Here is a 22263-nt window from a genome sequence, read left to right as displayed (position 1 = left end):
CCCACGCCTTCCCATTCCGAACAGGACCGTGAAACGCCTTAGCGCCGATGATAGTGCAGATACCTGTGTGAAAGTAGGACACCGCCAGACGCCCCCTTAAACAAAGCCCAGCTTGAGACATCAAGCTGGGCTTTGTGCTTTGCGTGCAGTGGAAGAACTTTCCACTGCCTTCTCAAAGCCGCGCAGTGCGGACGACACAAGCCCGGCCTGGCGGCCGGGCTTGGTTTTGGGGTGGGCTGCGGCCAACCTTGACCGACCTGGCCGGCTGAATACTGCCGCGCTCAGCGGTTGAACAGTCCCTTGGCGAGGTCCAGCCCTTGCGCCAGCAGGTTGTCGGCGGGCAGCTCGCCACCCGGCGTCAGCTTGTCGATCAGGGTCGGCAGGTGGTCGGCCAGCTGCTGCGACAGCTGGCTGCTGTCCAGTCCCAGTTTGGCGGCGACATCGCCGAGTTGGCTCTGGCCGAGCACCGATTCGATCTGCTCCGGGGTGATGCTGAGGTTGCTGCCGGTGCCGACCCAGGAGTTGACGATTTCGCCCAGCCCGCCGCTCTGGAATTTCTCGACCAGGCCGCTGACGCCGCCGTTTTGTTCCAGCAGCGTATTGGCGCTGCTTAACCAGTTGCTGTCGCCGCCGTTATCCAGCAAGCTGCCAAGTTGATTGAACAGGCTCATGATCGACCTTTCTATTTGGGGGAGATTCTGGTTTAAACCATAGTCCGGTTACAGACAATGCTTTTCGCACGGATGTTCCCTTTGTCATTGCCGGTTTGTGGTGAGACTGGCTAAGCCGCTGTTTTTATTTGTGTTGCCGTGACCGGGTGAGGGCAATGGCGTGGACTTTGCGGCGCGGCTGGCGCATACTGCCGCGTTCGCATTTTGGGAGAGTGTCATGCCGATCAATCATTTCGATATGCAGCGCCTGGCTGCAGTCAAGCTGAAAGACGATATCCGCAAGAAGGGATCGCCGGACCGTTTCGGCAAGGATTCCAACAACGGCAAGTCCGCCGGCAAAGGCCATCCGCTGCTGGGGCAGTTGCTGCAGCAGGTGAAGCCGCAGTCGAAGTAAGCCGTTGCGGCCAACGTTGGCCGCAAATAAAAAAAGCCGCTATTCCTGAGGAATGGCGGCTTTTTGTTTGGGCGGTGTTCAGACGGCGGCGCTGGTTTGCGGCAGGGCGATGCGGTTGTCCTTGCTGAACTGGTAGTCGTGGAACACGTGTTCGGCGCTGAGGATCTGGTAGCTGCCATCGGCGTTGCGATGGGTGGTGTCCTTCAGACGGTAGGTGTAGTGGCCACAGGTCCAGCAGTCGAAGTTACGCATGTGGGTGCACAGGCAGGTCTTGTCCCAGATGCGCACGCGGCGCTCGCCCGGATGGGCAGCGTGTTCGCGGTTGTAGGCGTCGATGTACTGGCAATTGCCGGAGGCATCGAGCAGGTAGCCGTAGGCCTCGCAGTTGGGGCGGATGATGTCGCCGATCGCCGGGCTGCTCTTCAGCATGCGCATCGGGTAGCCGGTCGGCGAGATCTGGTTGACTTCGATCTCGTCTTCGCTGGCCTTGAAGTATTCCTGCTGCACGTTCTCCGGCAGGCCGCATTCGCGGGTGACGGTGAAGCGGGTGGCGACCTGCACGGCAGCGGCGCCCATTTCCAGGAAGTTGGTGGCATCGGTGCCGGTAAAGATGCCGCCGGCCGGGACCAGCGGGATATCCAGCTTCTGTTCGACCAGCCAGTCGCGGATCTCGGCGACGATGGTGGCCAGGTCGTACTGTGCCCAGTCGAGGCCGAAGCCGAGGTGGCCGCCGGCCAGCGGGCCTTCGATCACGATGTAGTCGGGCAGGCGGTTGGTGCGGGCGCTCTTCTTCAGGAACAGCTGCAGCGCGCGCAGCGACGACACGATGATGCCCAGCTTCACGTCGCGGAAGCGCGGGTGGTCCTCAATCAGGGCGAAGCTGCCCAGATGCAGGCCGGCGGCGAGGGTGATGCCGTCGATGCCGGCGTCCATGGCGGCGCGCATGCGGACACGCAGGGTGTCCTTCGGCGCGTTCATGGTCAGCTTTTCCATGCAGTTGATGAACACCATGCCGTCGCCGCGCTTGGCGTCCATGGTGTGGCCAACGTGCAGCTTGGTCGCCTCTTCCAGCAGGCCGAGGTTGAACTGCACCACCGACTTGTCGCTGTTCTCGACGTTGAATTTGTACTGCTTCAGCTTGTCCTTGACGTACTTGGTGTTGAAGCGGCGGTCGGTAACGGTCGGCACCATGGCGTCCGAGATGTGGCCGATGCCGCCAAGACGGGCAGCTTCCAGCGCCAGCGCGGCGGTGGAAATGTCCACGCCCATGCCACCGGTGATGATGGGGACCAGCTCTTTGTCGCCCAGTTTCAGGCGAAAGTCATCTACGCACTTCATTGCTTTGGTGTCCGTTTCCGTGTTGCCGGGGGCCGCGATTCAGGCCGCAGGTCAGCTTTAGAGTAATTGCTCGCTCAATATCATACCATTTTCGGCCCTGCCCGGTCTTGCCGCGTGAGCTGGTGCGGGCGACGGTTTGTGGGGGGCGTCGTGGCGTACAAGGCTGGGACCGCATGCTGCGACCAACGTTCAGCCCTGGTGTGCGGCGCTGGCGGCAGTGTGGCGCCGCTGCATGACACGCTGACGACGTTGCGCGCGCGCGGCAATGACAATTGGCAGTGGTTCTGCTTTGCAAGCAGGGATTGCTGGCTATAGTGATACCTGACAATTGCTATTTCGATGTCATTTCTGGGCGGCCCGTGCTGGCGGTGCCGCGATTGCGTGCTGTGGTGTGTTGAAGAGGCCGGGTTATGGCAGTACTGCTTGGACTGTTGCCAACACTGTTACCCATCCTCGGCCTGTTCGGGCTGTATGTGGCGGTGCTGGCGGTCATCCCCGGCGCGCGGCTGCGCTGGCGCAATGTGGCGCTGGCGCTGATCTTTACCGGCGCCATGCTCTATACCCTGGCCTATCCGTTTGCGGTGGCGCCGGGGGTGTTCCTCGATGCGCGCGGCGCCATCCTCGCGGTCGCCATCCTGTTTGGCGGGCCGTGGGTGGGTGGCATCACCGCGCTGGCCGGCTGCCTGTACCGGCTGCAGCTGGGCGGCGCCGGTGCCGTGGCCGGCGTGTGCGGGCTGATGCTGAACCTGCTGGGCACCCTGTGGCTGTTGCGCTACCAGAGCCGGCCCTTGCTGGCGGCGCAGCCGTTTCCGGCGTCGATGCCGCTGGTGGCGCACCCGCTGCGTCTCGGCCTGCTGGTCGGCTGCTGGGCCGGGCTGGCAGAGGCGCTGTCGCTGCTGCTGATCCCGCCGTGGCAGCAGGGCTGGCGGCTGTTTGTGGATTCCGGGCTGACGCTGGCCGGCGTGCAGCTGCTCGGCTTTTTCGTGATGGGCAGCCTGTTGTGGACCTATCACCAGCGCCAGCTGCTGGAGCTGGCGTTGCGCCGCGCCGAACTGGACCTGCTGCTGGCGCGGCAGGAGCGCGACGAACGCTTCGAGGTGATCTTCGAGCAGGCCGCGGTCGGCATCGCGCTGGTGGCGCCGGACGGCAGCCTGCTCAAGGTCAACGGCAAACTGTGCGACATCCTCGGCCTCGACCGCGCCGAGCTGGTGGCGCGCACCTTCCAGGCGGTGACCTACCCCGAGGATCTGGATGCCGATCTGGCGCGGGTGGCGCAACTGCTGGCCGGCGAGATCGACACCTACCAGCTGGAAAAACGCTACCTGCGCGGCGATGGCGCCCTGGTGTGGGCCAACTTGACGGTGTCGCTGGTACGCCACGGCAATGGCCGGCCGCACTACTTCATCAGCTTTATCGAGGACATCAGCGAGCGCAAGGCCTACCAGCAGCAGATCAGCACACTGGCGTTCCAGGACGTGCTCACCGAGCTGCCCAACCGGCGCCTGTTCCTCGACCGGCTGCGCTACGCGCTGGTGCGCAGCGAGCGCAGCGCACTGTATGGCGCGATCCTGCTGCTCGACCTCGACCACTTCAAGACCCTCAACGACACCCAGGGCCACGATGTCGGCGACAGCTTCCTGCAGTGCATCGCGCTGCGCCTGCGCGAGTGCGTGCGTGCCGAGGACACCGTGGCGCGGCTCGGCGGCGACGAGTTCGTGGTGATCCTGGAAGGGCTGGCCAAGGACGAGGCCAGGGCGGCCAGCCGCGCCGAGCAGCTGGCGGAGCAGATCCGGCTGGCGGTCGGGCTGCCGTTTTCCTTCGAACGCAAGGACAGCCCGCGCGTGTTCCAGACCACGGCCAGTATCGGCATCGGCCTGTTCCATGGCGACCACGCCGCGCTGGACGACCTGCTCAAGCACGCCGACCTCGCGCTGTACGACGCCAAGGCCGCCGGCCGCAACACGCTGTGCTTCTACAATATCGAGATGCAGTACGCGCTGGAGATCCGCGCCGTGATCCAGAATGCGCTGTACCACGCGCAGGAGCTGAACGAGCTGCTGATCTATGCCCAGCCGCAGGTCGATCGCGGCGGCCGCCTGGTCGGCGCCGAGCTGCTGCTGCGCTGGCATCACCCCAAGGTCGGCTGGATCTCGCCGAGCCAGTTCATCCCGCTGGCGGAGGAAACCGGCACCATCCTGTCGATCGGGCAGTGGGTGCTGCGCAGCGCCTGCCAGACGCTGGCGCGCTGGGCCCGCCAGCCGCAGTACGCGGCGCTGACGCTGTCGATCAATGTCAGCATCCGCCAGTTCCGCCACGCCGGCTTCGTCGACGAGGTGCGTGCCATCCTGGCGGAAACCGGCGCGCCGCCGGCCCGGCTGAAGCTGGAGTTCACCGAGAGCATCGTCATCGACAACGTCGACGATACCGTCCGCAAGATGAACCAGCTGCGCCAGATGGGCATCCGCTTTTCGATGGACGACTTCGGCACCGGCTATTCCTCGCTGTCCTACCTGAAAAAGCTGCCGCTGGACCAGATCAAGATCGACCAGAGCTTCATCCGCGACATGACCAGCGACGCCGACGATGCCGCCATCGTCACCGCCATCCTGTCGATCAGCCGCAGCCTGTCGCTGCAGGTGGTGGCGGAAGGGGTGGAAACCGAGGCGCAGCAGCAGTTTCTCTACGACCACGGCTGCGAGTTGTACCAGGGCTTTCTGTACGGCCGGCCGATGCCGCTGGCGGAGCTGGAGCAATTCCACCAGCACGTGCGCTGACGCTTGGCCGCGGCACGGCCTCGCCATGCCATCCAAGATTTCTTAACGAATTGCCGCTCCCGGTTTTCATGGTTAGCCGTTACTCTGCGTGTTACGCAGTGAATTCCTACTTCTCATGTTCCCCGCGTCCGCGCCGGCCCCGGATTCATTCCGCCTGTGGCCGCCGTGGTGGGCGCGGGCTTAACGGCAGGCATAGTCATGAAGCACAAACCCCTCCTGGCGGTGGCGGTCATCACGGCGCTGGGCGGCGCCATCTGGTGGCAGCAGGGCGCCAACTCCTCGGCACCGGCCGACGCCGCGCGCGGCAAGCGCGCCACCAGCGTCGAGCTCAGCCCGGTCAGCAGCGCGCCGGCCAGCATCCGCCTCAGTACCAACGGCAATGTCACCGCGCTGGACCGGCTGGAGTTGCGGCCGCAGGACAGCGGCGTGATTGCCGCCATCCGCGTGCGCGAAGGACAGCAGGTCGTGGTGGGCGAGGTGCTGGTGCAGCTGGATGCCGCCGCCGAGCGGGCGGAGCTGGCCAAGGCGCGCGCCGCGCTGGCCGCCAACCAGGCGCAGCTGAACATTGCCCGCCGCGAACTCTCGCGCAGCCAGGAGCTGAAGCAGCAGCAGTTCATCTCGCAAAGCGCGCTGGACACGGTGCAGGCCAGGGTGGAATCGCTGGCGGCCAACCTGGCCGCCGACCGCGCGCAGATCGACGCGGTGCAGGTGCAACTGGCGCGCAAGACGCTGCGCGCACCGGTGGCCGGCCAGGTCGGCGCCATCAGCCTGTCGCCGGGGGCGCTGGTGCAGCCGTCGATGGCGCCCCCGCTGCTGACCATCACCCGCGTCGCGCCGGTGGCGGTCAGCTTCTACCTGGCGGAACGGCAACTGCCGGTGGTGCGCCAGGCCCAGGCGCAGGCGCCGCTGACGGTGTACGCGCTGAACGAGGCCGATGGCAGCTGCCATCAGGGGCAGCTGAGCTTCATCGACAGCGCGGTGGACAGCAGCAACGGCAACGTGCTGCTCAAGGCGCAGTTTGCCAATGCCGGCAAGGCGTTGTGGCCGGGGCAGTTCGTGCGCGTGACGCTGGATGCCGGCCACTACCGTGACGCGGTGGCGCTGCCGGTGGCGGCGCTGATTACCGGCCCCGACGGCCAGTTCACCTATGGCGTGGGCAAGGACAACAAGGTGCGGCGTCTGCCGCTGACGCTGCTGGCGGTGCAGGACGAGCAGGCCATCGTGCGTGGCGTGGCCCCCGGCACGGCGGTGATCAGCAGCGGCGGCCAGAACGTGCGCCCCGGCGAGACGGTGACGGTAGCCCGTGCCAAGCCGCGCGCAGCGAAGGCCGCCGTCCAGCCTGAAACGGTAGCCAGCTGCCCGCTGCCTGCGGCCAACGTTGGCCGCACGGCGGAGGCCTCCGCCGCGGCCGGGGCGGCGCCATGATGAACCTGTCCGAATTGTGCATCCGCCGTCCGGTGATGACGGTGCTGCTGTGCCTGAGCCTGGTGATCGGCGGCCTGCTGGTGCTGGGGCGGCTGCCGATCGCCGCGCTGCCGAGCTTCGACACGCCGACCATCAACGTCTCCGCCAACCTGTCCGGCGCCAGCCCGGAAACCATGGCCTCGTCGGTGGCCACGCCGCTGGAAAAGCAGTTCGCCACCATTCCCGGCATCAACATCATCAGCTCCAGCAGCACCCAGGGCAGTACCTCGATCACGCTGGAATTCGTCTCCGGCCGCGACATCGACGCCGCCGCGGTCGACGTGCAGGCCGCGCTGCTGCGCGCGCAGCGCGGCCTGCCGACCGAGATGACGCAGCTGCCGTCCTATCGCAAGGTCAACCCCGCCGACGCGCCGATCCTGCTGCTGGCGGTGAACTCGCCGTCGCTGGCGCTGACCGCGCTCAACGACTACGCCGAAAACCTGGTGTCGCCGACGCTGTCGACGCTGGACGGCGTGGCGCAGGTGCAGATCTTCGGCCAGAAGCGTTACGCGGTGCGCATCAAGCCGGATCCGCAGAAGCTGGCGGCGCTGGACCTGACGCTGGAAGACATCGCCACCGCGGTGCGTGCGGCCAACGTCAACACCCCGCTGGGCACGCTGGAAGGCCCGGCGCAGATCCTCACCATCCAGAGCAACCGCCAGCTGCGCAATGCCGCCGAATTCGCCGCGCTGGCGATCGCGCAGCGGCAGGGCAGCGTGGTGCGGCTGGCCGACGTGGCGACGGTGGAGGACAGCGTGGAAAACCTGAAGACCGGCAGCTGGGTCAATGGCGAGCGCTCCATCGTGCTGGCGGTGTTCCGCCAGGCCGACGGCAATACCGTGGCGGTGGTCGACGCCATCCGCGCCGCGCTGCCGAAGCTGGAAGCGCAGCTGCCCGGCTCGGTGCGCATCGCGCCGCTGAGCGACCGCTCGGAGTCGATCCGCGAGGCGGTGCACGACGTCAACCTGACGCTGATGCTGACGGTGGCGCTGGTGGTGATGGTGATCTTCATCTTCCTGCAGCGCGCGGCGGCGACGGCGATTCCGGCGCTGTCGCTGCCGGTGTCCATCATCGGCACGCTGGCGCTGATGTTCTTCCTCGGCTTCAGCCTCAACAACATCACGCTGCTGGCGCTGACGCTGGCGGTGGGGCTGGTGGTCGACGACGCGGTGGTGGTGCTGGAGAACATCGTGCGCTACCGCGAGCAGGGCTTGTCGGCGCTGGAGGCGGCGCTGCGCGGCTCGCGCGAGGTGGCGTTCACCATCGTGTCGATCTCGCTGTCGCTGGTAGCGATCTTCATCCCGATCTTTTACATGGAGGGCGTGATCGGGCTGCTGTTCCACGAGTTCGCGGTGGTGGTGACCATGGCGGTGCTGGTGTCGGCGCTGGTATCGCTGACGCTGATCCCGATGTTGGCCGCACGCTTTTTGCGCGGCGACCAGTCGCATAGCACGCTGCACAATCCGCTGGCGCGCAGCTTCGAGCGCGCCTTCGCCGCGGTGCTGGCGGCGTACCAGCGCACGCTGGACGGGGCGCTGCACTGGCGCCGCACCACGCTGCTGGTGGCGCTGCTGACCTTCGCCGGTTCGGCGTGGATGTTCATGGCGATCCCGAAGGGCTTTTTCCCGAACGAGGACAACGGCCAGATCACCATCATCACCGATGCCGGCCAGGACGTGTCCTACCAGCGGCTGGCCGAGCTGCAGCAGCGCGCCAGCGACATCGTGCGCGACAACCGCCACGTCGCCAGCGTCACCTCGTCGCTGAACAGCGGCGGCGGGCGCATGTTCGTGTCGCTGAAGCCGCGCGGCCAACGTCCGGACATGGACAGCGTGGTCGGCGAATTGCGCCGCGAGCTGGGCCGCGTCACCGGGCTGACCTCGTTCATCAACCCGGTGCAGAGCCTGCGCCTGGGTGGCCGCTCCTCCAAGAGCCGCTACCAGTACGTGCTGCAAAGTGTGGAGTCGGCGGCGCTGTACGAGTGGTCGGACAAGCTGGAACGCGCGATGCGCGCCGAGCCGATGTTCCAGGATGTGACCAGCGACGCCCAGCTCAAGGGGCTGCAGGCGCAACTGCTGGTCAACCGCGAACAGGCGGCGCAGCTCGGCGTCAGCCTGCAGGCGATCCGCAACACGCTGTACGCCGCCTTCGGCCAGCGCGAGGTGTCCACCATCTACACCCCGTCGGACAGTTACCCGGTGGTGATGCAGCTGGACGAGCGCTACCGCATCAACGAGAACGACCTGACGCGGCTGTCGGTGCGCAGCAGCAACGGCACGCTGGTGCCGCTGTCGGCGCTGGCCAGCGTACAGCGCAATGTCGGGCCGGTGTCGGTGAACCACCAGGGCCAGCTGCCGGCGGTGACGGTGTCGTTCAACCTCGCCCCCGGCGTGGCGCTGGGCGATGCCGACACCCGACTGAAGGCGATCGCCGCCGACATCGGCCTGCCGGCCAGCATCTTCACCAGTTACGGCGGCGACGCCGCCGCCTTCGCCCAGTCGCAGGGCAGCCAGACCGTGCTGCTGGCGGTGGCGGTGCTGGTGATCTACGTGCTGCTGGGGGTGCTGTACGAGAGCTACATCCACCCGCTGACCATTCTCGCCGGCCTGCCGTCGGCGGCGATGGGCGCGCTGGGGGCGCTGATGCTGTTCGGGCAGGAGCTGACCATCATCGCCAGCATCGGCATCCTGATGCTGATCGGCATCGTGAAGAAGAACGCGATCATGATGATCGACTTTGCGCTGGCGGCGCAGCGCGAGCAGGGCATGACCCCGTTCGACGCCATCCGCACCGCCTGCCTGCTGCGGCTGCGCCCGATCCTGATGACCACGCTGGCGGCGATGATGGGCGCGCTGCCGATTGCGCTGGGGCTGGGCGCCGGCGCCGAACTGCGTCAGCCGCTGGGGCTGGCGGTGGTCGGCGGGCTGGTGTTCTCGCAGCTGATCACGCTGTACATCACCCCGGTGCTGTATCTGTGGTTTGACCAGCTGGGGTCGCGGCGCGTCGCCGTGCCGCAGGCGGCGTAGCGCATTCGTTGCCCACCGGCATCGCGACAGCCCGGGGCCTGCCCGCGGGCTGTCGCTTTTTGTCGCCGTCATTTGGCGTGATTTGATAGTCAATGCTTTATTTAAACGTAGTCATTTACTGACAACTACATCAACCCTGCTGCCAGCAGGGTTGGCCGCAGTGCGTAGCGCTGCGCCTTGATTGCCGCCCCGCAGTGCGCACGGCATAATCGATTGATTATCAAACGACAAATGAGATTTACATGGCAATGCTGGGCCTGCGGGGAAAATCGTTGCTGGCGTTATTGCTGGCCTGTGTCATTGCCTTGGTGCCGGCGGCGCTGATCGGCTGGCAGGTGGTGGACAGCATCCGTACCCACTTCGGCGAGGCGTTCGCGCGCAACACCACGCTGCTGCAACGCGAGAAGATCTTCGCGCCGCTGTCGCGCGAGCTGGCGCTGTCGCTGCGGCTGGCCGATTCCGAGGTCACCCGCCAGTGGCTGCGCGACGAGACCGACATCGCCAAGCGCGAGCTGTTCTTCCGCGAGGCGGAGGGCTACCGCCGCGATTTCCGCGACCACTCCTACTTCCTGATCAGCAACCGCACGCACGCCTACTACTTCAACGACGGCAAGAGCCCGCACACCGAATCCGCGCGCTACCTGCTGCGCGCCGACAAGGCCGACGACAGCTGGTACTTCAATACCCTGCGCGATACCGCCACCTTCAACATCAACGTCAACCACGACAGCCAGCTGAAGGTGACCAAGGCGTGGATCAACGTCATCGTGCACGAGGGCGGCCAGAAGGTTGGCCTGGCCGGCACCGGGCTGGAACTGACCACCTTCCTCAACGATTTCATCCGCAGCCGCGAGGCCGGCATCACGCCGATGATCCTCAACCGCCAGGGCGCGATCCAGGCGCACCCCGATCCGCGGCTGATCGCGCTCAATTCCGCCTCCGGCAAGGGGCAGGCGGCGCGTGGCTTGCAGCTGGGCGATGCCCAGGAGCAGCAGGCGCTGCGGCTGGCGATGCGGCAGGCCGAATCCCGTCCCGGCGAGGTGGCCATGCTGTGGGCGACGCTGGGCGGCAAGCAGCAGCTGCTGGCGCTGAGCTTCATCCCGGAGCTGGGCTGGCACGTGGTGACCGCGGTGGACCTCAATGCGGCGCGGGTGTTCGACGGCCCGTGGCTGACTCCGGCGCTGATCGCACTGGCGGTACTGCTGGCGGCGCTGCTGCTCGGCTTTGCCTACGCGGTGGAAAAGCTGGTGTTGCGCCCGATCAGCCAGCTGCGCAAGTCGGCGCAGGCGATGGCGGCCGGGCAGTATGAGGTGGCGCTGCCGGCGGAGCGCGACGACGAGATCGGCGAGCTGAGCGCCGCCTTCGGCGTGATGGCGCACAAGGTGTGCAGCCATACCAGCGAGCTGGAGCACCGCGTGCGCGAACGCACCCGCGCGCTGGAAGAGGCCAACCGCGAGATGGCGGCCGCGCACAAGAAGATCGACGATTCCATCGACTACGCCAGCCTGATCCAGCGTGCGATGCTGCCCGACCGCCAGCTGGTGCAGGCGCTGGGCGAGAAGCACGCGGTGCTGTGGCGGCCGCGCGACGTGGTCGGCGGTGATTTCTACGTCTACCGTGCCGGCGACCATACCCTGCTGTTCGGGGTGGTCGATTGCGCCGGCCACGGCGTGCCGGGCGCGCTGATGACGATGCTGGCGCACGCCGCCATCGACCAGGCGATCGTCGACGTCGGCATGGACGATCCGGCCGGCATCCTCACCCGCTGTGACCGCATCCTGCGCGGCATGCTGCGCGAGGAGCGTAGTGGCCACGTGCTGGCCACCAATATGGACGCCGGTTTTGCCTGCGTCGACCTGCAGGCGCGCACGGTGACCTTTGCCGGCGCCAAGATCGCGCTGTACTACAGCGACGGCGACGATGTCGGCGAACTGCCCGGCGCGCGGCGCGCCATTGGTGACAAACGCATCGGCGAGTACCAGAATGCACAGTTGCCGCTGCAAGCCGGCCGCAGCTTCTACATGACCACCGACGGTTTCCTCGACCAGGCCGGTGGCGAGCTGGGCTTCGGCTTTGGCAGCAGCCGTTTTGCCGAGATGATCCGTCGTCACGCGCGCCTGCCGCTGGACGAGCAGGGGCAGGCATTCAGCGCCACGCTGGCCGAGTACCAGGGCCGGCACGCGCAGCGCGACGACATCACCATGCTGTGTTTCCGTTTTGACTGATGCTCAACCAAGGGGAGCTTCCATGGAACCGTTTGACCTGTTCAGCATGCGCGAGAGCTATAACCGCCAGCAGATCATGCTGTGCTTCAATGGCCCGATCTCGCGCAGCCTGATCGAGGAAATTGGCAACGCGCTGCGCAACTATCTGGCGGCGGATCACGCACACCCGTCATCGGCGATGGATGTGTTCGGCGTCTACATCGAGCTGACGCAGAACATCCGCCACTACGCGCAACAGAAAGGCTGGACCGAGACCGACGCCAGCGCCACCGTGGTGGTGGCGCGCAACGACGCCGGCCACTACGTGGTGTCCGCCGGCAACATCATCGAGCAGGCCGACGGCGAGGCCCTGCTGGCCTGCATTGACGAGCTGGCCGGCCTCGACAAGGCGGCGCTGAAGGCGCGCTACAAGGAGCAGCTGCGCAAGCCGCGCGAGGCCGAGGCCGCCAGCGGCGCCGGGCTGGGGCTGATCGACATCGCCCGCAAGTCCAGCGCGCCGCTGCAGGGCAGCCTGCGCCAGTTGACCGATGGCCGCGCCTTTGTCAGACTGCGCGCCGAGATCTGAACCATTACCGAGCACCCAGAAGATGAGCAACTTCTCCATCCCCGGCAGTCAATCCACTCCCGCCATCGACGGCGACTGGGACCACGGCACCCTGTCGATGCAGGGGGATTCCTATCCGGAAAACTCCTACGAACTGTTCCAGCAGGTGTTCAGCTGGGTCGAGCGCTTCCTGCTGGAAGCCGGCCGCCCGCTGACGCTGGAGCTGCGCCTGTTGTACCTCAATACCAGCAGCATCAAGGCGATGATGGACATCCTCGATCTGCTGGAAGAAGCGCACCACGACGGCAAGCCGGTGGCGGTGAACTGGCGCTATGACCCGCGCAACGAGCGGGTGGCGGAACTGGCCGAAGAATTCAAGGAAGACTGCACCTTCCCGTTTGCCATTGTCGCGCTGGATTCGGCAGCCAGCGCATCATGAGCCGCGACAACGGTGAGCTGGAAGAGCTGATCAAGCGCCTGCTGGCGGATCCGGACCTGCGCGAGCATCCGCTCAATTTCGCGCTGGGCCAGCTGTGGTTCCAGTACCGCGAGCTGCTCAACCGCATGGAGCGCATCACCCGCATGTCGGACGCCTACCAGAGCATGGCGCGGCAGCGCGAGCTGAGCTTGGCCGAGCGCTTCGACAAGCAGCTGCGCCAGCTGGAAAAGGTGGCGCGCATTTCCGACCGCTACCAGCACATGATGCGCGAGCTGAACATCGCGCTGAAGGAAGCGGCCACCCACGACCCGCTCACCGCGCTGGCCAACCGCCGCCCGCTGATCGAGCGCCTGAAGGCGGAGATGGAGCGCAGCGAACGCCTGGGCCACAGCTTCTGCGTCGCCATGCTCGACATCGACCGCTTCAAGCGCATCAATGACGGCCACGGCCACGATGTCGGCGATACCGTGCTGATCGAGACGGCGCGGGTGATGGAGGCGGAGGTGCGCGAGTACGACCTGTGCGGCCGCTGGGGTGGCGAGGAATTCCTGATCATCCTGCCGGAGTCGACACTGGCGCTGGCCGACGACATCGTCCGCCGCGTGCGTGGCTGCATCAGCCAGCTGAAGGTGCGCGTCGGAGACGAGGTGCTGTCGATCACGGTCAGCGCCGGGCTGGCGCAGTACCGCGGCGACGGCGAGAGTTATTCCGAGCTGCTCAACCGTGCCGATGCCGCATTGCTGCAGGCCAAGCGCGACGGGCGCGACAGCCAGCAACTGGCCGTCTGATCCGCCAGCCGGCGGCTAGCGCGGCCGCTGGTGGTGAGCGGTTTCCCCTGCGGCATTGCCGTCCTGCCTTTTCCCCCGGATTTCCCCTTTCGCCTCACGTCGAGCGCCGGCATCAGCCGGTGCCGGCGCTCGCTTCGGCAAATTCCGCCAGCGCCCAGTCGCGGAACGCGATCACGCTCGGCAGGTCGGCCAGCTCCTGCGGGTAGATCAGGTAGTAGGCCCACTCGGTCTGCAGCGCGATGTCGGACAGCGCGATCAGGCTGCCGTTGGCCAGTTCCTCGCCGATCATGCTCTCGTCGGCGAGGGTGATGCCCATGCCGCGCAGGGTGGCGGTGATCGCCAGATCCAGCGTGTCGAAGGTGTAGGCGTCGAGATTGCCGCTGACTTCCACCCCGGCCAACGTAAACCAGTGATGCCAGAAGTTGTCGTCGTGCGACGGGTGCAGCAGCGGGTAGTCGCGGAACGCTTCCGGTGCCGGCGGCGTGGCGTTGCCGAGCAGTGCCGGCGCCGCGACCGGGATGAAGCGCGCCGGGCGCAGGCGGTGGTAGACCAGCCCCGGCTCCTTGGTCAGGCTGGCCTGGAACGAGATGTCGTACTCGCGGCTCTTGAAGTTGGGGTCAAAGCCGGTGATCGAGATCATGCTGACGATCAGCTCCGGGTGGCGGGCGCGGAAACCGGCCAGCTTGGGCAGCACCCAGCGCGCGGCAATCGACGGGCTGGTCTTGATGCGCAGCTCGCGGCTGCGGCGGTTGATGGCGTCGCTGGCCGCCTCGATGCGGTGAAAGGCGTCGCGCACCGCCGGCAGCAGCGCCATGCCCTCCGGCGTCAGCGCCAGCCCGCGCGCCTGGCGCACGAACAGCTGCAAGCCGTAGTGCGCTTCCAGCGACTGGATGTGGCGGCTGACCGCGCCCTGGGTCAGGTGCAGGGTGTCGCCGGCGCGGGTGAACGACAGCTGTTCGGCGGCAACCAGGAACACGCGCAAGGCATTGAGGGGAGGGAGTTTCATCTACGGATTCGCCATGAGTTTTATGCATGGTAAACATGCGTATTAATGCTTTGTCAACCATGGGTCTTGCCCGTATTCTCTAGCGCGCTGCCGATAAAGATGAACGACTTAGCGCACTGTACGGCGCCCCTTGCCGAGGTGCATTATTTTTGAGCAATGCAATATTCTCATGCGCTGCTCCGGCGCAAGATTGTTTTTGTTCTGCCTGCTTTTTTGGCATGACCCGCTTGCGGCGGGTGGCCAGACGAATGAAGGGTGTGCTTGCGGCGATGCCGGCAAGCGCATCATGAGGAACCTGCCCTGTCCGACAGGTGTGTGGTAGGCGTGATGCTGCAGCAACGAATGGGTCGTGCTGCGGCGGATCACCACGGTGTCCGGCGTCGCCGGGTACTGGCTGTATCGCCCTGTTTGTCAGGGTTTGCTCTGTCTCACGGTGTCCCGCCGGATCATGATCCGGCGGGGTTTTTTTTGCCTTGCGGCCAGGGTTGGCCGCAACGGCGTCCGTTCAGATCTCCGCCCACATCCGCAGCAGGTTGTGATACAGCGCGGTCAGGTTTACCACTTCCTCGCTGTCTCCCACCTGCTGGCGCAGCGCGATGATCGACATGTCCATGTCGAACAGCATCGCGCGCTTGGCGTCATCGCGGATCATGCTCTGCGTCCACATGAACGAGGCCAGCCGCGCGCCGGCGGTGACCGGCTCCACCCGGTGCAGGCTGGTGGACGGGTACAGGATCATGTCGCCGGCCGGCAGCTTGACACTGTGCAGGCCGTAGGTGTCTTCCGCCACCAGCTCGCCGCCCTGGTACTCGTCCGGATTACTGAAAAACAGCGTGCACGACACGTCGGTGCGCACGTACTGGCCGGAGAGCGGGTCGCTGCGGATGGCATTATCGACGTGATTGCCGTAGGTCATGCCGCCCTGGTAGCAGTTGAACATCGGCGTCATGGTGACCTTGGGCAGCGCCGCCGACATGAACAGCGCATTGCGCGCCAGCGCGCGCTGTACCAGCGCCGCCAGTTCGCGCGCGGCCTCGCCCTGCGGCGGCAGTTGCAGATTGTGTTTGACGTCGAGCGCCTGGTGGCCGGCGGTGGCACGGCCGTCCTGCCACTGGGCATTGGCCAGCAGCATGCGGGCGTGGGACAGTTCTTCGGCGGTGAGGACTTCGGGGATGTGCAGCAGCATGGGGTTTCCTGATCAAAACGGGGTTGGCAGACGCAGGGGACGGGGTGGCGCATCCTGCCAGCGTTTTGGCGAGCGTTCTGCCGCGCTCGCCAAAACGGCCTTGCGGCCAACCTGTGCGCGACAAGGTTGGCCGCAAGGCGCGCGGGCTTAGTACTTGTAACCCACGGTCAGCTGCACCTCACGCGGCGATGCGGCGGAGGCATGGCCGCCGTACAGTGCGTCGTAGTACTTCTTGTTGGTGAGGTTGTTGACGTTGAGGCGCACATTGTACTTGCGCTCCTCGTACGACAGCATCGCGTCGGCACGCACATAGCTCGGTGCGAAACGGGTTCTGGACTGGTCGCTGCTGGAGTCGGCCACGTAGCGCTTGCCGGTGTAGTACAGGCCGACGCCGGCGGTGACCTTGTCGGTCACCTTGTAGGTGGTCCAGATATTGGCGGTCTTCTTCGGCGTGTACTTCGGCACGGCACCCTTGTTGGCGTCGGTCGGTGCGTTGTTGGCCCAGCCCTGGTCGATCTTCGGATCCATCAGCGTGGCACCGGCAAACACTTCCCACTTCTCGCTGAGGCGGCCGGCGATTTCCACTTCGACGCCATCGGTGTGACGCTTGGCGTAGAGAATGGCGACGTCCGGCGACAGCGCGTCGGTGTTGCGTTCGTTCAGCTTCTCGGTGCGGAACACGGCGGCGCGCAGGGTGGCATCGCCGTCGGCCAGATCCCACTTGGCACCGATTTCGTAGTGCTTGTTGCGCTCCGGTTGCTGCTTGTCGGTGGTCAGACCGGCCGACAGGTCGAACTGGTAGGCCTCGCCGGACGGGTTCATCAGGCTGCTGTAACCGAGGTAGTAGCTGGATTCCTTGGTCGGCTGCCAGATCAGGCCGGTACGGTAGCTGAGGCCGCGATCGTCACGCTTGCTGCTGCCGGTTTGCACGCCGGTGGTGGTGTTGTAGGTCTTGTAGGTGCCTTCCAGCTGGTCCATGCGCAGGCCGGCCATCACCTTCCACTGCTGGTTCAGCGCCACGGTGTCGGTGACGTAGGCGGCCAGGTTGCGGGTCACGAAGTCGTTGGAACGGTGACGGGTGTAGCCACCGGTGTAGAAGCCTTCCGGATCGCCGACGCTGCCGACCACGTTCGGCACCGCGCTGCTGGCGCGGATGCTGTAGGCGTTCTGCGTTTCGCGGGTGAATTCCACGCCGGCCAGCAGTTCGTGGCTGAGGCTGCCGGTGTCGAACTTGCCGTTGTAGTCGACGCTCAGCGACTGGGTCTCGTTCAGCGAACCGCGCAGCTTGCCGCTGTAGCCGAGCTGGGTGGCATCGGTGACCGGGGTGCCGGCCGGCGAGTTGCGCAGCTGTGGCTGCGACACGATCACCTGGCGGTCATAGCGGCCGACGCGCAGCTGGGCGGCGATCTCGTTCTTGCTGTCCAGCTTGTGGGTGGCGCGCACGGTGCTGATGTCGGCGGTGATGTCCTCGCTGTTCATACCCTGCAGGCCGTAGTAACGGTCCACCGGCACGTCGATCGGCTGCAGCGTGTTGGGGTCGAACGGCACGCCCAGCATCGGGGTGTTGTTTTCCTTCAGCTGCATGTGCGACAGCACGATGGTGGTCGGTTCGCCGAGGCCGAAGGCGATCGACGGTGCGATGCCGTGGCGCTTGGATTCGCTGATACCGTCCGGGCTGCCGTCATTGGTGGCCATCACGTTCAGGCGGATGGCGGCGGTATCGGACAGCGCCTGGTTGATGTCGGCGGTGCCGCGATAGAAATCGTTGGTGCCAATGGTGGTGGACAGTTCCACCTGTTCGCCGGCAAACGGGGTCTTGCTGACCTGGTTGATCACACCGCCGGTGGAGCCGCGGCCGAACAGCATTGAGCTGGCGCCCTTCAGCACCTCGATGCGCTCGTCGTTGAACGGGTCGCGGTTGTACTGCGCCACGTCGCGCTGGCCGTCGCGGTAGGTATCGCCAAAGGCGGAGAAGCCGCGCAGGATGATGGAGTCGCCGGAGCGGCCGCCCTCACCGGCGACGAAGGTGATGCCGGACACGTTCTTCAGCACGTCCTTCATGTTGATGTCGCCCTGGTCGGCGATCAGCTGGCGGGTGACCACCGAGACCGCCTGCGGTACATCCTTCAATGCCTGCTTCTGCTTGCCCAGCGTGGTGGTGGCGGCGTTGTAGCTGCCACGTGGTGCCTGCTCCGCCTGCACCTTGATGGTTTCCAGTTGCGCGGTATCGCTGCTCTTGGCATCGTCGGCTAGCGCCAGGCCCGGCGCCAGGCTGACGGCCAGCACGCTGGCGAGCATTTTGTTCGGTCGTTTTTTCTGCGCGATGGCGGCAGAGGGGGTGAGATGCCGTTTCATTATTGTGGTGGTCCGTGTGCAAGGTTGAAGACAACACGCGTCCCGCACCACGGCCGGCGGGCCGTGGCGTCAGGGATGGTGCGCGCGGGAAAAATCAGTTAGCCGAAAATCAGTCGGCTTCGGTGACGAAGCCGATACGGCTGACACCGGCGCTTTGCGCATCGGCGAGAGTGATGGCGACCAGCTCGTAGCGCACCGACTTGTCGGCGCGCAGGTGCAGCTCGACTTCAGGGTTGGCCGCAGCGGCCTCGGCAAAGCGGCTGCGCAGCACGCCGGATTCCACCGGCGCGTCGTTCCAGAACATCTTGCCCTCGGCGTTGATCACCAGCCGGATCGCCTGCGGCTTGTCCTGGTGTTGCGCGGCGCTGGCCTGCGGCAGGTCCAGCTTCACCGCATTGGTCAGCAGCGGCGCGGTGATGATGAACACCACCAGCAGGACCAGCATCACGTCGACCAGCGGCGTGGTGTTGATCTCGGCCATCGGCGCGTCGGCGCCCTTGTCAAAACTACCGAACGCCATCTTCACCTCCGCGGGTCAGCAGCTGCGCGTGCAGGTCGTGGGTGAAGTGGTCCATGTCCTGGTTGATGACGCGGTTCAGGCGCACGAAGGTGTTGTAGGCCATCACCGCCGGGATGGCTGCGGCCAACCCTGCCGCCGTGGCGACCAGTGCCTCGCCGATCGGGCCGGCGACGGTGGCGATCGACACCTGACCCTGGGTGCCGATGTTGACCAGCGCGTGATAGATGCCCCACACCGTGCCGAACAGGCCGATGAACGGCGCGGTGGAGCCGATGGTGGCGAGGAAGGTCATGCCGCCCTCCAGCTGCTGCTGTTCCTGCGCCAGGCGCTTGCGCAGCGCGCGGGTCAGGTATTCGTCGAGGCTGCAGCTCTGGCCCAGCGAGCTGGTGCTGTGCTGGCGGTACTGGCGCAGCGCGCCGAGGCCGTCCTGGGTCAGGCGCGCGACCGGAGCCTCGCTGTGCTGCAGTGCGGTTTCCACTTCCGTCCACGACGCGGCCGCCCACAGTGTGGCTTCCGAGGCACGGTTGTCGCGCCGTACCTGCCACGCGCGCCAGCCGCGCAGCGCGATGAAGTACCAGGTGAGGATCGACATCGCGATCAGGATCAGGAATACCGACACCAGAATGGCGTCGCCCTGTTGGAAAGTCAGCATCAGGTTCATGGTTTAGGCTTTGGTAAGGTCGAAGTCGACATTGAAGACATAGGTGTAGGGGATGGCCTCGTTGCCGCGCGTCGCCGGGCGGAAGCGCCAGTTGCGCACCGCCTGCAGCGCGGCGCGGTCGAGGCGCGGGAAGCCGCTGGAGCGGGCAATGCTGACCTCCTGTGCCCGGCCGTCGGCGCTGACCGCCACGCGCAGGCCGACGGCGCCGGCTTCGCCCAGCTCGATCGACAGCGGCGGATACACCGGGCGCGGATTGCCGAGGTGGCCGCCGATATGGGTCGGCGGGACGACCGGTGCCGGCGGGGCCGGTGGCGCGGGCTCGCTACGGCTGGCGACTGGCGCCTCGGCTACGGCTGGTGTCTTGCTGGTGACGGCCTCGGCGCGGGTGTCGGTGGTGATCGCCTTCGGCGACGGCTTGATGGGCGCCGGTAACGGCCGCGGTGCCGGTGCCGCCTTGCGCGGTTTGGCGGTGGCCGTCTTGGCCGGTGCGGGCGGTTGCGGGCGGATGTCCGGTGCCGGCGGCGTCGGAATGGTCACCATTTCCATCGGCAGCGGCTGTGGCGGCTGCGCCGGTGGCGCGGCATGGCTCATCGACAGCAGCAGGCCGACGTGGCCGGCAGTGATGGCGGCCAGCATGGTGTAGCGTGAAAACGAGGATTCCATTGCAAATCATCTTGATAGTAATTCCCATTTATATTATCGATGACGTGGCAACGGGTCAACTTCGGCGTGGTGGTGAGGGGGCTGGCGTCGCTGGCGGGCGGGGATCGGGCGCTTGATTAATGCGCCGCTGACTACATATTGAAAAAGACGATCGACATCCCGTGGTCGCTTTTTCAGTGGGGCAGTGAATGCAGCAGTTTGACGGAACTACCATCGTATCGGTGCGCCGTGGCCAGCGTGTGGCGCTGGGCGGCGACGGCCAGGTAACCCTCGGCAATATCGTGATCAAGTCCACCGCGCGCAAGGTGCGCCGCCTGTATCACGACAAGGTGCTGGCCGGCTTCGCCGGTGGCACTGCCGACGCCTTCACCCTGTTCGAACGCTTCGAGGCCAAGCTGGAAAAACACCAGGGCCATCTGGTGCGCTCGGCGGTGGAGCTGGCCAAGGACTGGCGCACCGACCGCATGCTGCGCCGGCTGGAGGCGATGCTGATCGTCGCCGACAGCGAATCGACGCTGATCATCACCGGCAACGGCGACGTGCTGGAGCCGGAGCAGGGCATCGCCGCCATCGGCTCCGGCGGCGCCTTCGCCCAGTCCGCGGCGCGGGCGCTGTTCGAGAACACCGATCTCGATCCGGAAGTGGTGGTGAAGAAGTCGCTGGAGATCGCCGGCGACATCTGCATCTATACCAATCACAACCACCTGATCGAAACCCTGGGCTGAGTTGCGGCCAACCTTTACTGCGGATATCTCCATGACCACCATGACGCCACAGGAAATCGTCCACGAACTGGACAAGCACATCATCGGCCAGCAGGCCGCCAAGCGCGCCGTCGCCATCGCCCTGCGCAACCGCTGGCGCCGCCAGCAGGTGGCCGAGCCGCTGAAGAGCGAGATCACCCCCAAGAACATCCTGATGATCGGGCCGACCGGCGTCGGCAAGACCGAGATCGCCCGCCGCCTGGCGCGGCTGTCCAATGCGCCGTTCATCAAGGTGGAAGCCACCAAGTTCACCGAGGTCGGCTACGTTGGCCGCGACGTCGACACCATCATTCGCGACCTGGTGGAAGTGGCACTGAAGGAAGCGCGCGACGCCGCCATCGTGCGCAACCGCCACCGCGCCGAAGACGGTGCCGAAGAGCGCATCCTCGACGTGCTGTTGCCACGGCCGCGGCCAGCGGCCGGCTTCTTCACCGAAGAGACTGCGGCCGACAAGCCGGAAGACGGCGCCACCCGCCAGAAATTCCGCAAGAAGCTGCGCGAAGGTGCGCTCGACGACAAGGAAATCGAGATCGAGCTGGCCGAGGCGCCGGCGCGGATGGAAATCCTGAGCCCGCCAGGTATGGAAGACTTCTCCAGTCAGCTGCAGGGCCTGTTCCAGGGCCTCAACGCCGGCAAGAAGAAGACGCGCAAGCTGACCATCGCCGAAGCCTACAAGCTGCTGATCGACGAAGAGGCGGCCAAGCTGGTCAACGACGAGGAGATCAAGGCCGAGGCGCTGCGCAATGTCGAGCAGAACGGCATCGTGTTCCTCGACGAGATCGACAAGGTCACCAGCCGTGCCGAAGGCAACAACGCCGACATTTCGCGCGCCGGGGTGCAGCGCGACCTGCTGCCGCTGGTGGAGGGCACCACCGTCACCACCAAGTACGGCATGATCAAGACCGACCACATCCTGTTCGTCGCCTCCGGCGCCTTCCACCTGTCCAAGCCGTCGGACCTGATCCCGGAGCTGCAGGGCCGCTTCCCGATCCGCGTCGAGCTGGACTCGCTGTCGGTCGACGACTTCAAGGCCATTCTCACCAATACCGACGCCTGCCTCACCCGCCAGTACCAGGCGCTGCTGGCCACCGAAGGCATCGAGCTGGTGTTTGCCGACAGCGGCATCCAGCGCCTGGCCGAGATCGCGTGGCAGGTGAACGAGAAGACCGAGAACATCGGTGCGCGCCGTCTCTATACCGTGATGGAGAAGCTGCTGGAGAGCATCGCCTTCGATGGCAAGGCTGGTCGTTTCGAACTGGATGCTGGCTACGTCGACAGCAAGCTGGACCTGCTGGCGCAGCGCGAGGACCTGGCGCGCTACGTTCTATAAGTACAAGCTTGGCCGCAGGGTTGCGGCCAACGTTGTCCGCGTCAGCGGCCGCCGTCAGGCGGCCGTTAACGTTTCAAAAGCGGGTAAATATAAAAATCGGGCGTAAAAAGGCGGG

18 protein-coding genes and 1 rRNA gene are annotated in these 22263 nt (G+C 65.8%); 11 read left to right on the top strand and 8 right to left on the bottom strand.

The window, feature by feature from the left end; all coding sequences use genetic code 11:
- A 5S ribosomal RNA gene (gene rrf, locus C8E02_RS17795) occupies nucleotides 1-90 on the top strand; the annotation flags it as partial.
- A gap of 191 nt (nucleotides 91-281) precedes the next feature.
- On the opposite strand, the gene C8E02_RS02145 is transcribed toward rrf, so the two are convergent.
- On the bottom strand, nucleotides 282-671 hold the full coding sequence (locus C8E02_RS02145; protein WP_120809475.1) for a YidB family protein: 390 nt from the start codon (nucleotides 669-671) through the stop codon (nucleotides 282-284).
- A 217-nt stretch (nucleotides 672-888) separates the two neighbouring features.
- Between C8E02_RS02145 and C8E02_RS17335 the strand changes: the two genes are divergently transcribed.
- Entirely contained in the window at nucleotides 889-1065 is a 177-nt protein-coding gene (locus tag C8E02_RS17335; RefSeq protein WP_156168065.1) for a hypothetical protein, read from the top strand.
- A gap of 78 nt (nucleotides 1066-1143) precedes the next feature.
- Here the strand turns inward: C8E02_RS17335 and C8E02_RS02135 are convergent, their stop codons facing one another.
- Nucleotides 1144-2403 carry a nitronate monooxygenase gene (locus tag C8E02_RS02135; RefSeq protein WP_120809474.1) on the bottom strand — a complete coding sequence of 420 codons (1260 nt, stop codon included), beginning with the start codon at nucleotides 2401-2403 and terminating at the stop codon, nucleotides 1144-1146.
- A 410-nt stretch (nucleotides 2404-2813) separates the two neighbouring features.
- Between C8E02_RS02135 and C8E02_RS02130 the strand changes: the two genes are divergently transcribed.
- From C8E02_RS02130 to siaD, 7 genes are all read left to right on the top strand, one after another.
- Complete coding sequence (locus C8E02_RS02130) at nucleotides 2814-5177, top strand: EAL domain-containing protein (RefSeq protein ID WP_120809473.1); 2364 nt, start codon at nucleotides 2814-2816, stop codon at nucleotides 5175-5177.
- A 198-nt stretch (nucleotides 5178-5375) separates the two neighbouring features.
- A complete protein-coding gene (locus C8E02_RS02125; RefSeq protein WP_120809472.1) occupies nucleotides 5376-6602 on the top strand; it encodes an efflux RND transporter periplasmic adaptor subunit in 1227 nt (408 codons plus the stop codon).
- A complete protein-coding gene (locus tag C8E02_RS02120) occupies nucleotides 6599-9667 on the top strand; it encodes an efflux RND transporter permease subunit (RefSeq protein WP_245961040.1) in 3069 nt (1022 codons plus the stop codon). The genes C8E02_RS02125 and C8E02_RS02120 overlap by 4 nt, the downstream gene beginning before the upstream one ends.
- Before the next feature lie 242 nt (nucleotides 9668-9909).
- A complete protein-coding gene (gene siaA / locus C8E02_RS02115) occupies nucleotides 9910-11892 on the top strand; it encodes a biofilm regulation protein phosphatase SiaA (RefSeq protein WP_120809470.1) in 1983 nt (660 codons plus the stop codon).
- A gap of 22 nt (nucleotides 11893-11914) precedes the next feature.
- The gene (siaB, locus tag C8E02_RS02110; RefSeq protein ID WP_120809469.1) at nucleotides 11915-12457 is read left to right on the top strand and encodes a biofilm regulation protein kinase SiaB; all 543 of its coding nucleotides are present in this window, start codon (nucleotides 11915-11917) and stop codon (nucleotides 12455-12457) included.
- 22 nt (nucleotides 12458-12479) lie between these two features.
- Nucleotides 12480-12875: a biofilm regulation phosphoprotein SiaC gene (gene siaC, locus C8E02_RS02105; RefSeq protein WP_047968325.1), complete on the top strand. Its 396-nt coding sequence runs from the start codon at nucleotides 12480-12482 to the stop codon at nucleotides 12873-12875.
- Entirely contained in the window at nucleotides 12872-13663 is a 792-nt protein-coding gene (gene siaD / locus C8E02_RS02100) for a biofilm regulation diguanylate cyclase SiaD (RefSeq protein WP_120809468.1), read from the top strand. Before siaC ends, siaD begins: the two co-directional genes overlap by 4 nt.
- Nucleotides 13664-13775: 112 nt before the next feature.
- Here siaD and C8E02_RS02095 read toward each other — a convergent pair whose 3' ends face one another.
- From C8E02_RS02095 to C8E02_RS02070, 6 genes are all read right to left on the bottom strand, one after another.
- Nucleotides 13776-14669: a LysR substrate-binding domain-containing protein gene (locus C8E02_RS02095; protein ID WP_120809467.1), complete on the bottom strand. Its 894-nt coding sequence runs from the start codon at nucleotides 14667-14669 to the stop codon at nucleotides 13776-13778.
- A gap of 505 nt (nucleotides 14670-15174) precedes the next feature.
- On the bottom strand, nucleotides 15175-15855 hold the full coding sequence (locus C8E02_RS02090) for a Fe2+-dependent dioxygenase (protein ID WP_047968323.1): 681 nt from the start codon (nucleotides 15853-15855) through the stop codon (nucleotides 15175-15177).
- Nucleotides 15856-16002: 147 nt separating this feature from the next.
- Nucleotides 16003-18210, bottom strand: coding sequence for a TonB-dependent receptor (locus C8E02_RS02085; RefSeq protein ID WP_120809466.1), 2208 nt, complete (start codon nucleotides 18208-18210; stop codon nucleotides 16003-16005).
- Nucleotides 18211-18319: 109 nt separating this feature from the next.
- Nucleotides 18320-18730 carry an ExbD/TolR family protein gene (locus tag C8E02_RS02080; RefSeq protein WP_047968321.1) on the bottom strand — a complete coding sequence of 137 codons (411 nt, stop codon included), beginning with the start codon at nucleotides 18728-18730 and terminating at the stop codon, nucleotides 18320-18322.
- The gene (locus C8E02_RS02075) at nucleotides 18717-19391 is read right to left on the bottom strand and encodes a MotA/TolQ/ExbB proton channel family protein (RefSeq protein ID WP_120809465.1); all 675 of its coding nucleotides are present in this window, start codon (nucleotides 19389-19391) and stop codon (nucleotides 18717-18719) included. The genes C8E02_RS02080 and C8E02_RS02075 overlap by 14 nt, the downstream gene beginning before the upstream one ends.
- Before the next feature lie 3 nt (nucleotides 19392-19394).
- Nucleotides 19395-20054 carry an energy transducer TonB gene (locus C8E02_RS02070; protein ID WP_120809464.1) on the bottom strand — a complete coding sequence of 220 codons (660 nt, stop codon included), beginning with the start codon at nucleotides 20052-20054 and terminating at the stop codon, nucleotides 19395-19397.
- A 188-nt stretch (nucleotides 20055-20242) separates the two neighbouring features.
- Between C8E02_RS02070 and hslV the strand changes: the two genes are divergently transcribed.
- Both hslV and hslU read left to right on the top strand, forming a co-directional pair.
- Nucleotides 20243-20779 carry an ATP-dependent protease subunit HslV gene (gene hslV / locus C8E02_RS02065; protein ID WP_047968318.1) on the top strand — a complete coding sequence of 179 codons (537 nt, stop codon included), beginning with the start codon at nucleotides 20243-20245 and terminating at the stop codon, nucleotides 20777-20779.
- 31 nt (nucleotides 20780-20810) lie between these two features.
- Nucleotides 20811-22148 (top strand): ATP-dependent protease ATPase subunit HslU, encoded by a 1338-nt coding sequence (gene hslU / locus C8E02_RS02060; RefSeq protein ID WP_120809463.1) that lies wholly within the window; start codon nucleotides 20811-20813, stop codon nucleotides 22146-22148.
- Nucleotides 22149-22263: the final 115 nt, after the last annotated feature.

It is taken from the genome of Vogesella indigofera (assembly GCF_003633895.1).
In the GTDB taxonomy this organism is placed as follows: Bacteria; Pseudomonadota; Gammaproteobacteria; order Burkholderiales; family Chromobacteriaceae; genus Vogesella; species Vogesella indigofera.
The sequence above is the reverse complement of the archived record's forward strand: the minus strand, read 5'-3'. Positions and strand labels throughout refer to the sequence as shown.

What these genes read in the sequence shown, in the direction of transcription:
- C8E02_RS02135 (WP_120809474.1), bottom strand. Translation starts at nt 2,403, where the DNA reads ATGAAGTGCGTAGATGACTTTCGCCTGAAACTGGGCGACAAAGAGCTG.
- C8E02_RS02085 (WP_120809466.1), bottom strand. Translation starts at nt 18,210, where the DNA reads ATGAAACGGCATCTCACCCCCTCTGCCGCCATCGCGCAGAAAAAACGA.
- C8E02_RS02075 (WP_120809465.1), bottom strand. Translation starts at nt 19,391, where the DNA reads ATGAACCTGATGCTGACTTTCCAACAGGGCGACGCCATTCTGGTGTCG.
- C8E02_RS02090 (WP_047968323.1), bottom strand. Translation starts at nt 15,855, where the DNA reads ATGCTGCTGCACATCCCCGAAGTCCTCACCGCCGAAGAACTGTCCCAC.
- siaB (WP_120809469.1), top strand. Translation starts at nt 11,915, where the DNA reads ATGGAACCGTTTGACCTGTTCAGCATGCGCGAGAGCTATAACCGCCAG.
- C8E02_RS02070 (WP_120809464.1), bottom strand. Translation starts at nt 20,054, where the DNA reads ATGGAATCCTCGTTTTCACGCTACACCATGCTGGCCGCCATCACTGCC.
- siaC (WP_047968325.1), top strand. Translation starts at nt 12,480, where the DNA reads ATGAGCAACTTCTCCATCCCCGGCAGTCAATCCACTCCCGCCATCGAC.
- C8E02_RS02145 (WP_120809475.1), bottom strand. Translation starts at nt 671, where the DNA reads ATGAGCCTGTTCAATCAACTTGGCAGCTTGCTGGATAACGGCGGCGAC.
- siaA (WP_120809470.1), top strand. Translation starts at nt 9,910, where the DNA reads ATGGCAATGCTGGGCCTGCGGGGAAAATCGTTGCTGGCGTTATTGCTG.
- C8E02_RS02120 (WP_245961040.1), top strand. Translation starts at nt 6,599, where the DNA reads ATGATGAACCTGTCCGAATTGTGCATCCGCCGTCCGGTGATGACGGTG.
- C8E02_RS02130 (WP_120809473.1), top strand. Translation starts at nt 2,814, where the DNA reads ATGGCAGTACTGCTTGGACTGTTGCCAACACTGTTACCCATCCTCGGC.
- hslU (WP_120809463.1), top strand. Translation starts at nt 20,811, where the DNA reads ATGACCACCATGACGCCACAGGAAATCGTCCACGAACTGGACAAGCAC.
- C8E02_RS02080 (WP_047968321.1), bottom strand. Translation starts at nt 18,730, where the DNA reads ATGGCGTTCGGTAGTTTTGACAAGGGCGCCGACGCGCCGATGGCCGAG.
- C8E02_RS02095 (WP_120809467.1), bottom strand. Translation starts at nt 14,669, where the DNA reads ATGAAACTCCCTCCCCTCAATGCCTTGCGCGTGTTCCTGGTTGCCGCC.
- siaD (WP_120809468.1), top strand. Translation starts at nt 12,872, where the DNA reads ATGAGCCGCGACAACGGTGAGCTGGAAGAGCTGATCAAGCGCCTGCTG.
- C8E02_RS17335 (WP_156168065.1), top strand. Translation starts at nt 889, where the DNA reads ATGCCGATCAATCATTTCGATATGCAGCGCCTGGCTGCAGTCAAGCTG.
- C8E02_RS02125 (WP_120809472.1), top strand. Translation starts at nt 5,376, where the DNA reads ATGAAGCACAAACCCCTCCTGGCGGTGGCGGTCATCACGGCGCTGGGC.
- hslV (WP_047968318.1), top strand. Translation starts at nt 20,243, where the DNA reads ATGCAGCAGTTTGACGGAACTACCATCGTATCGGTGCGCCGTGGCCAG.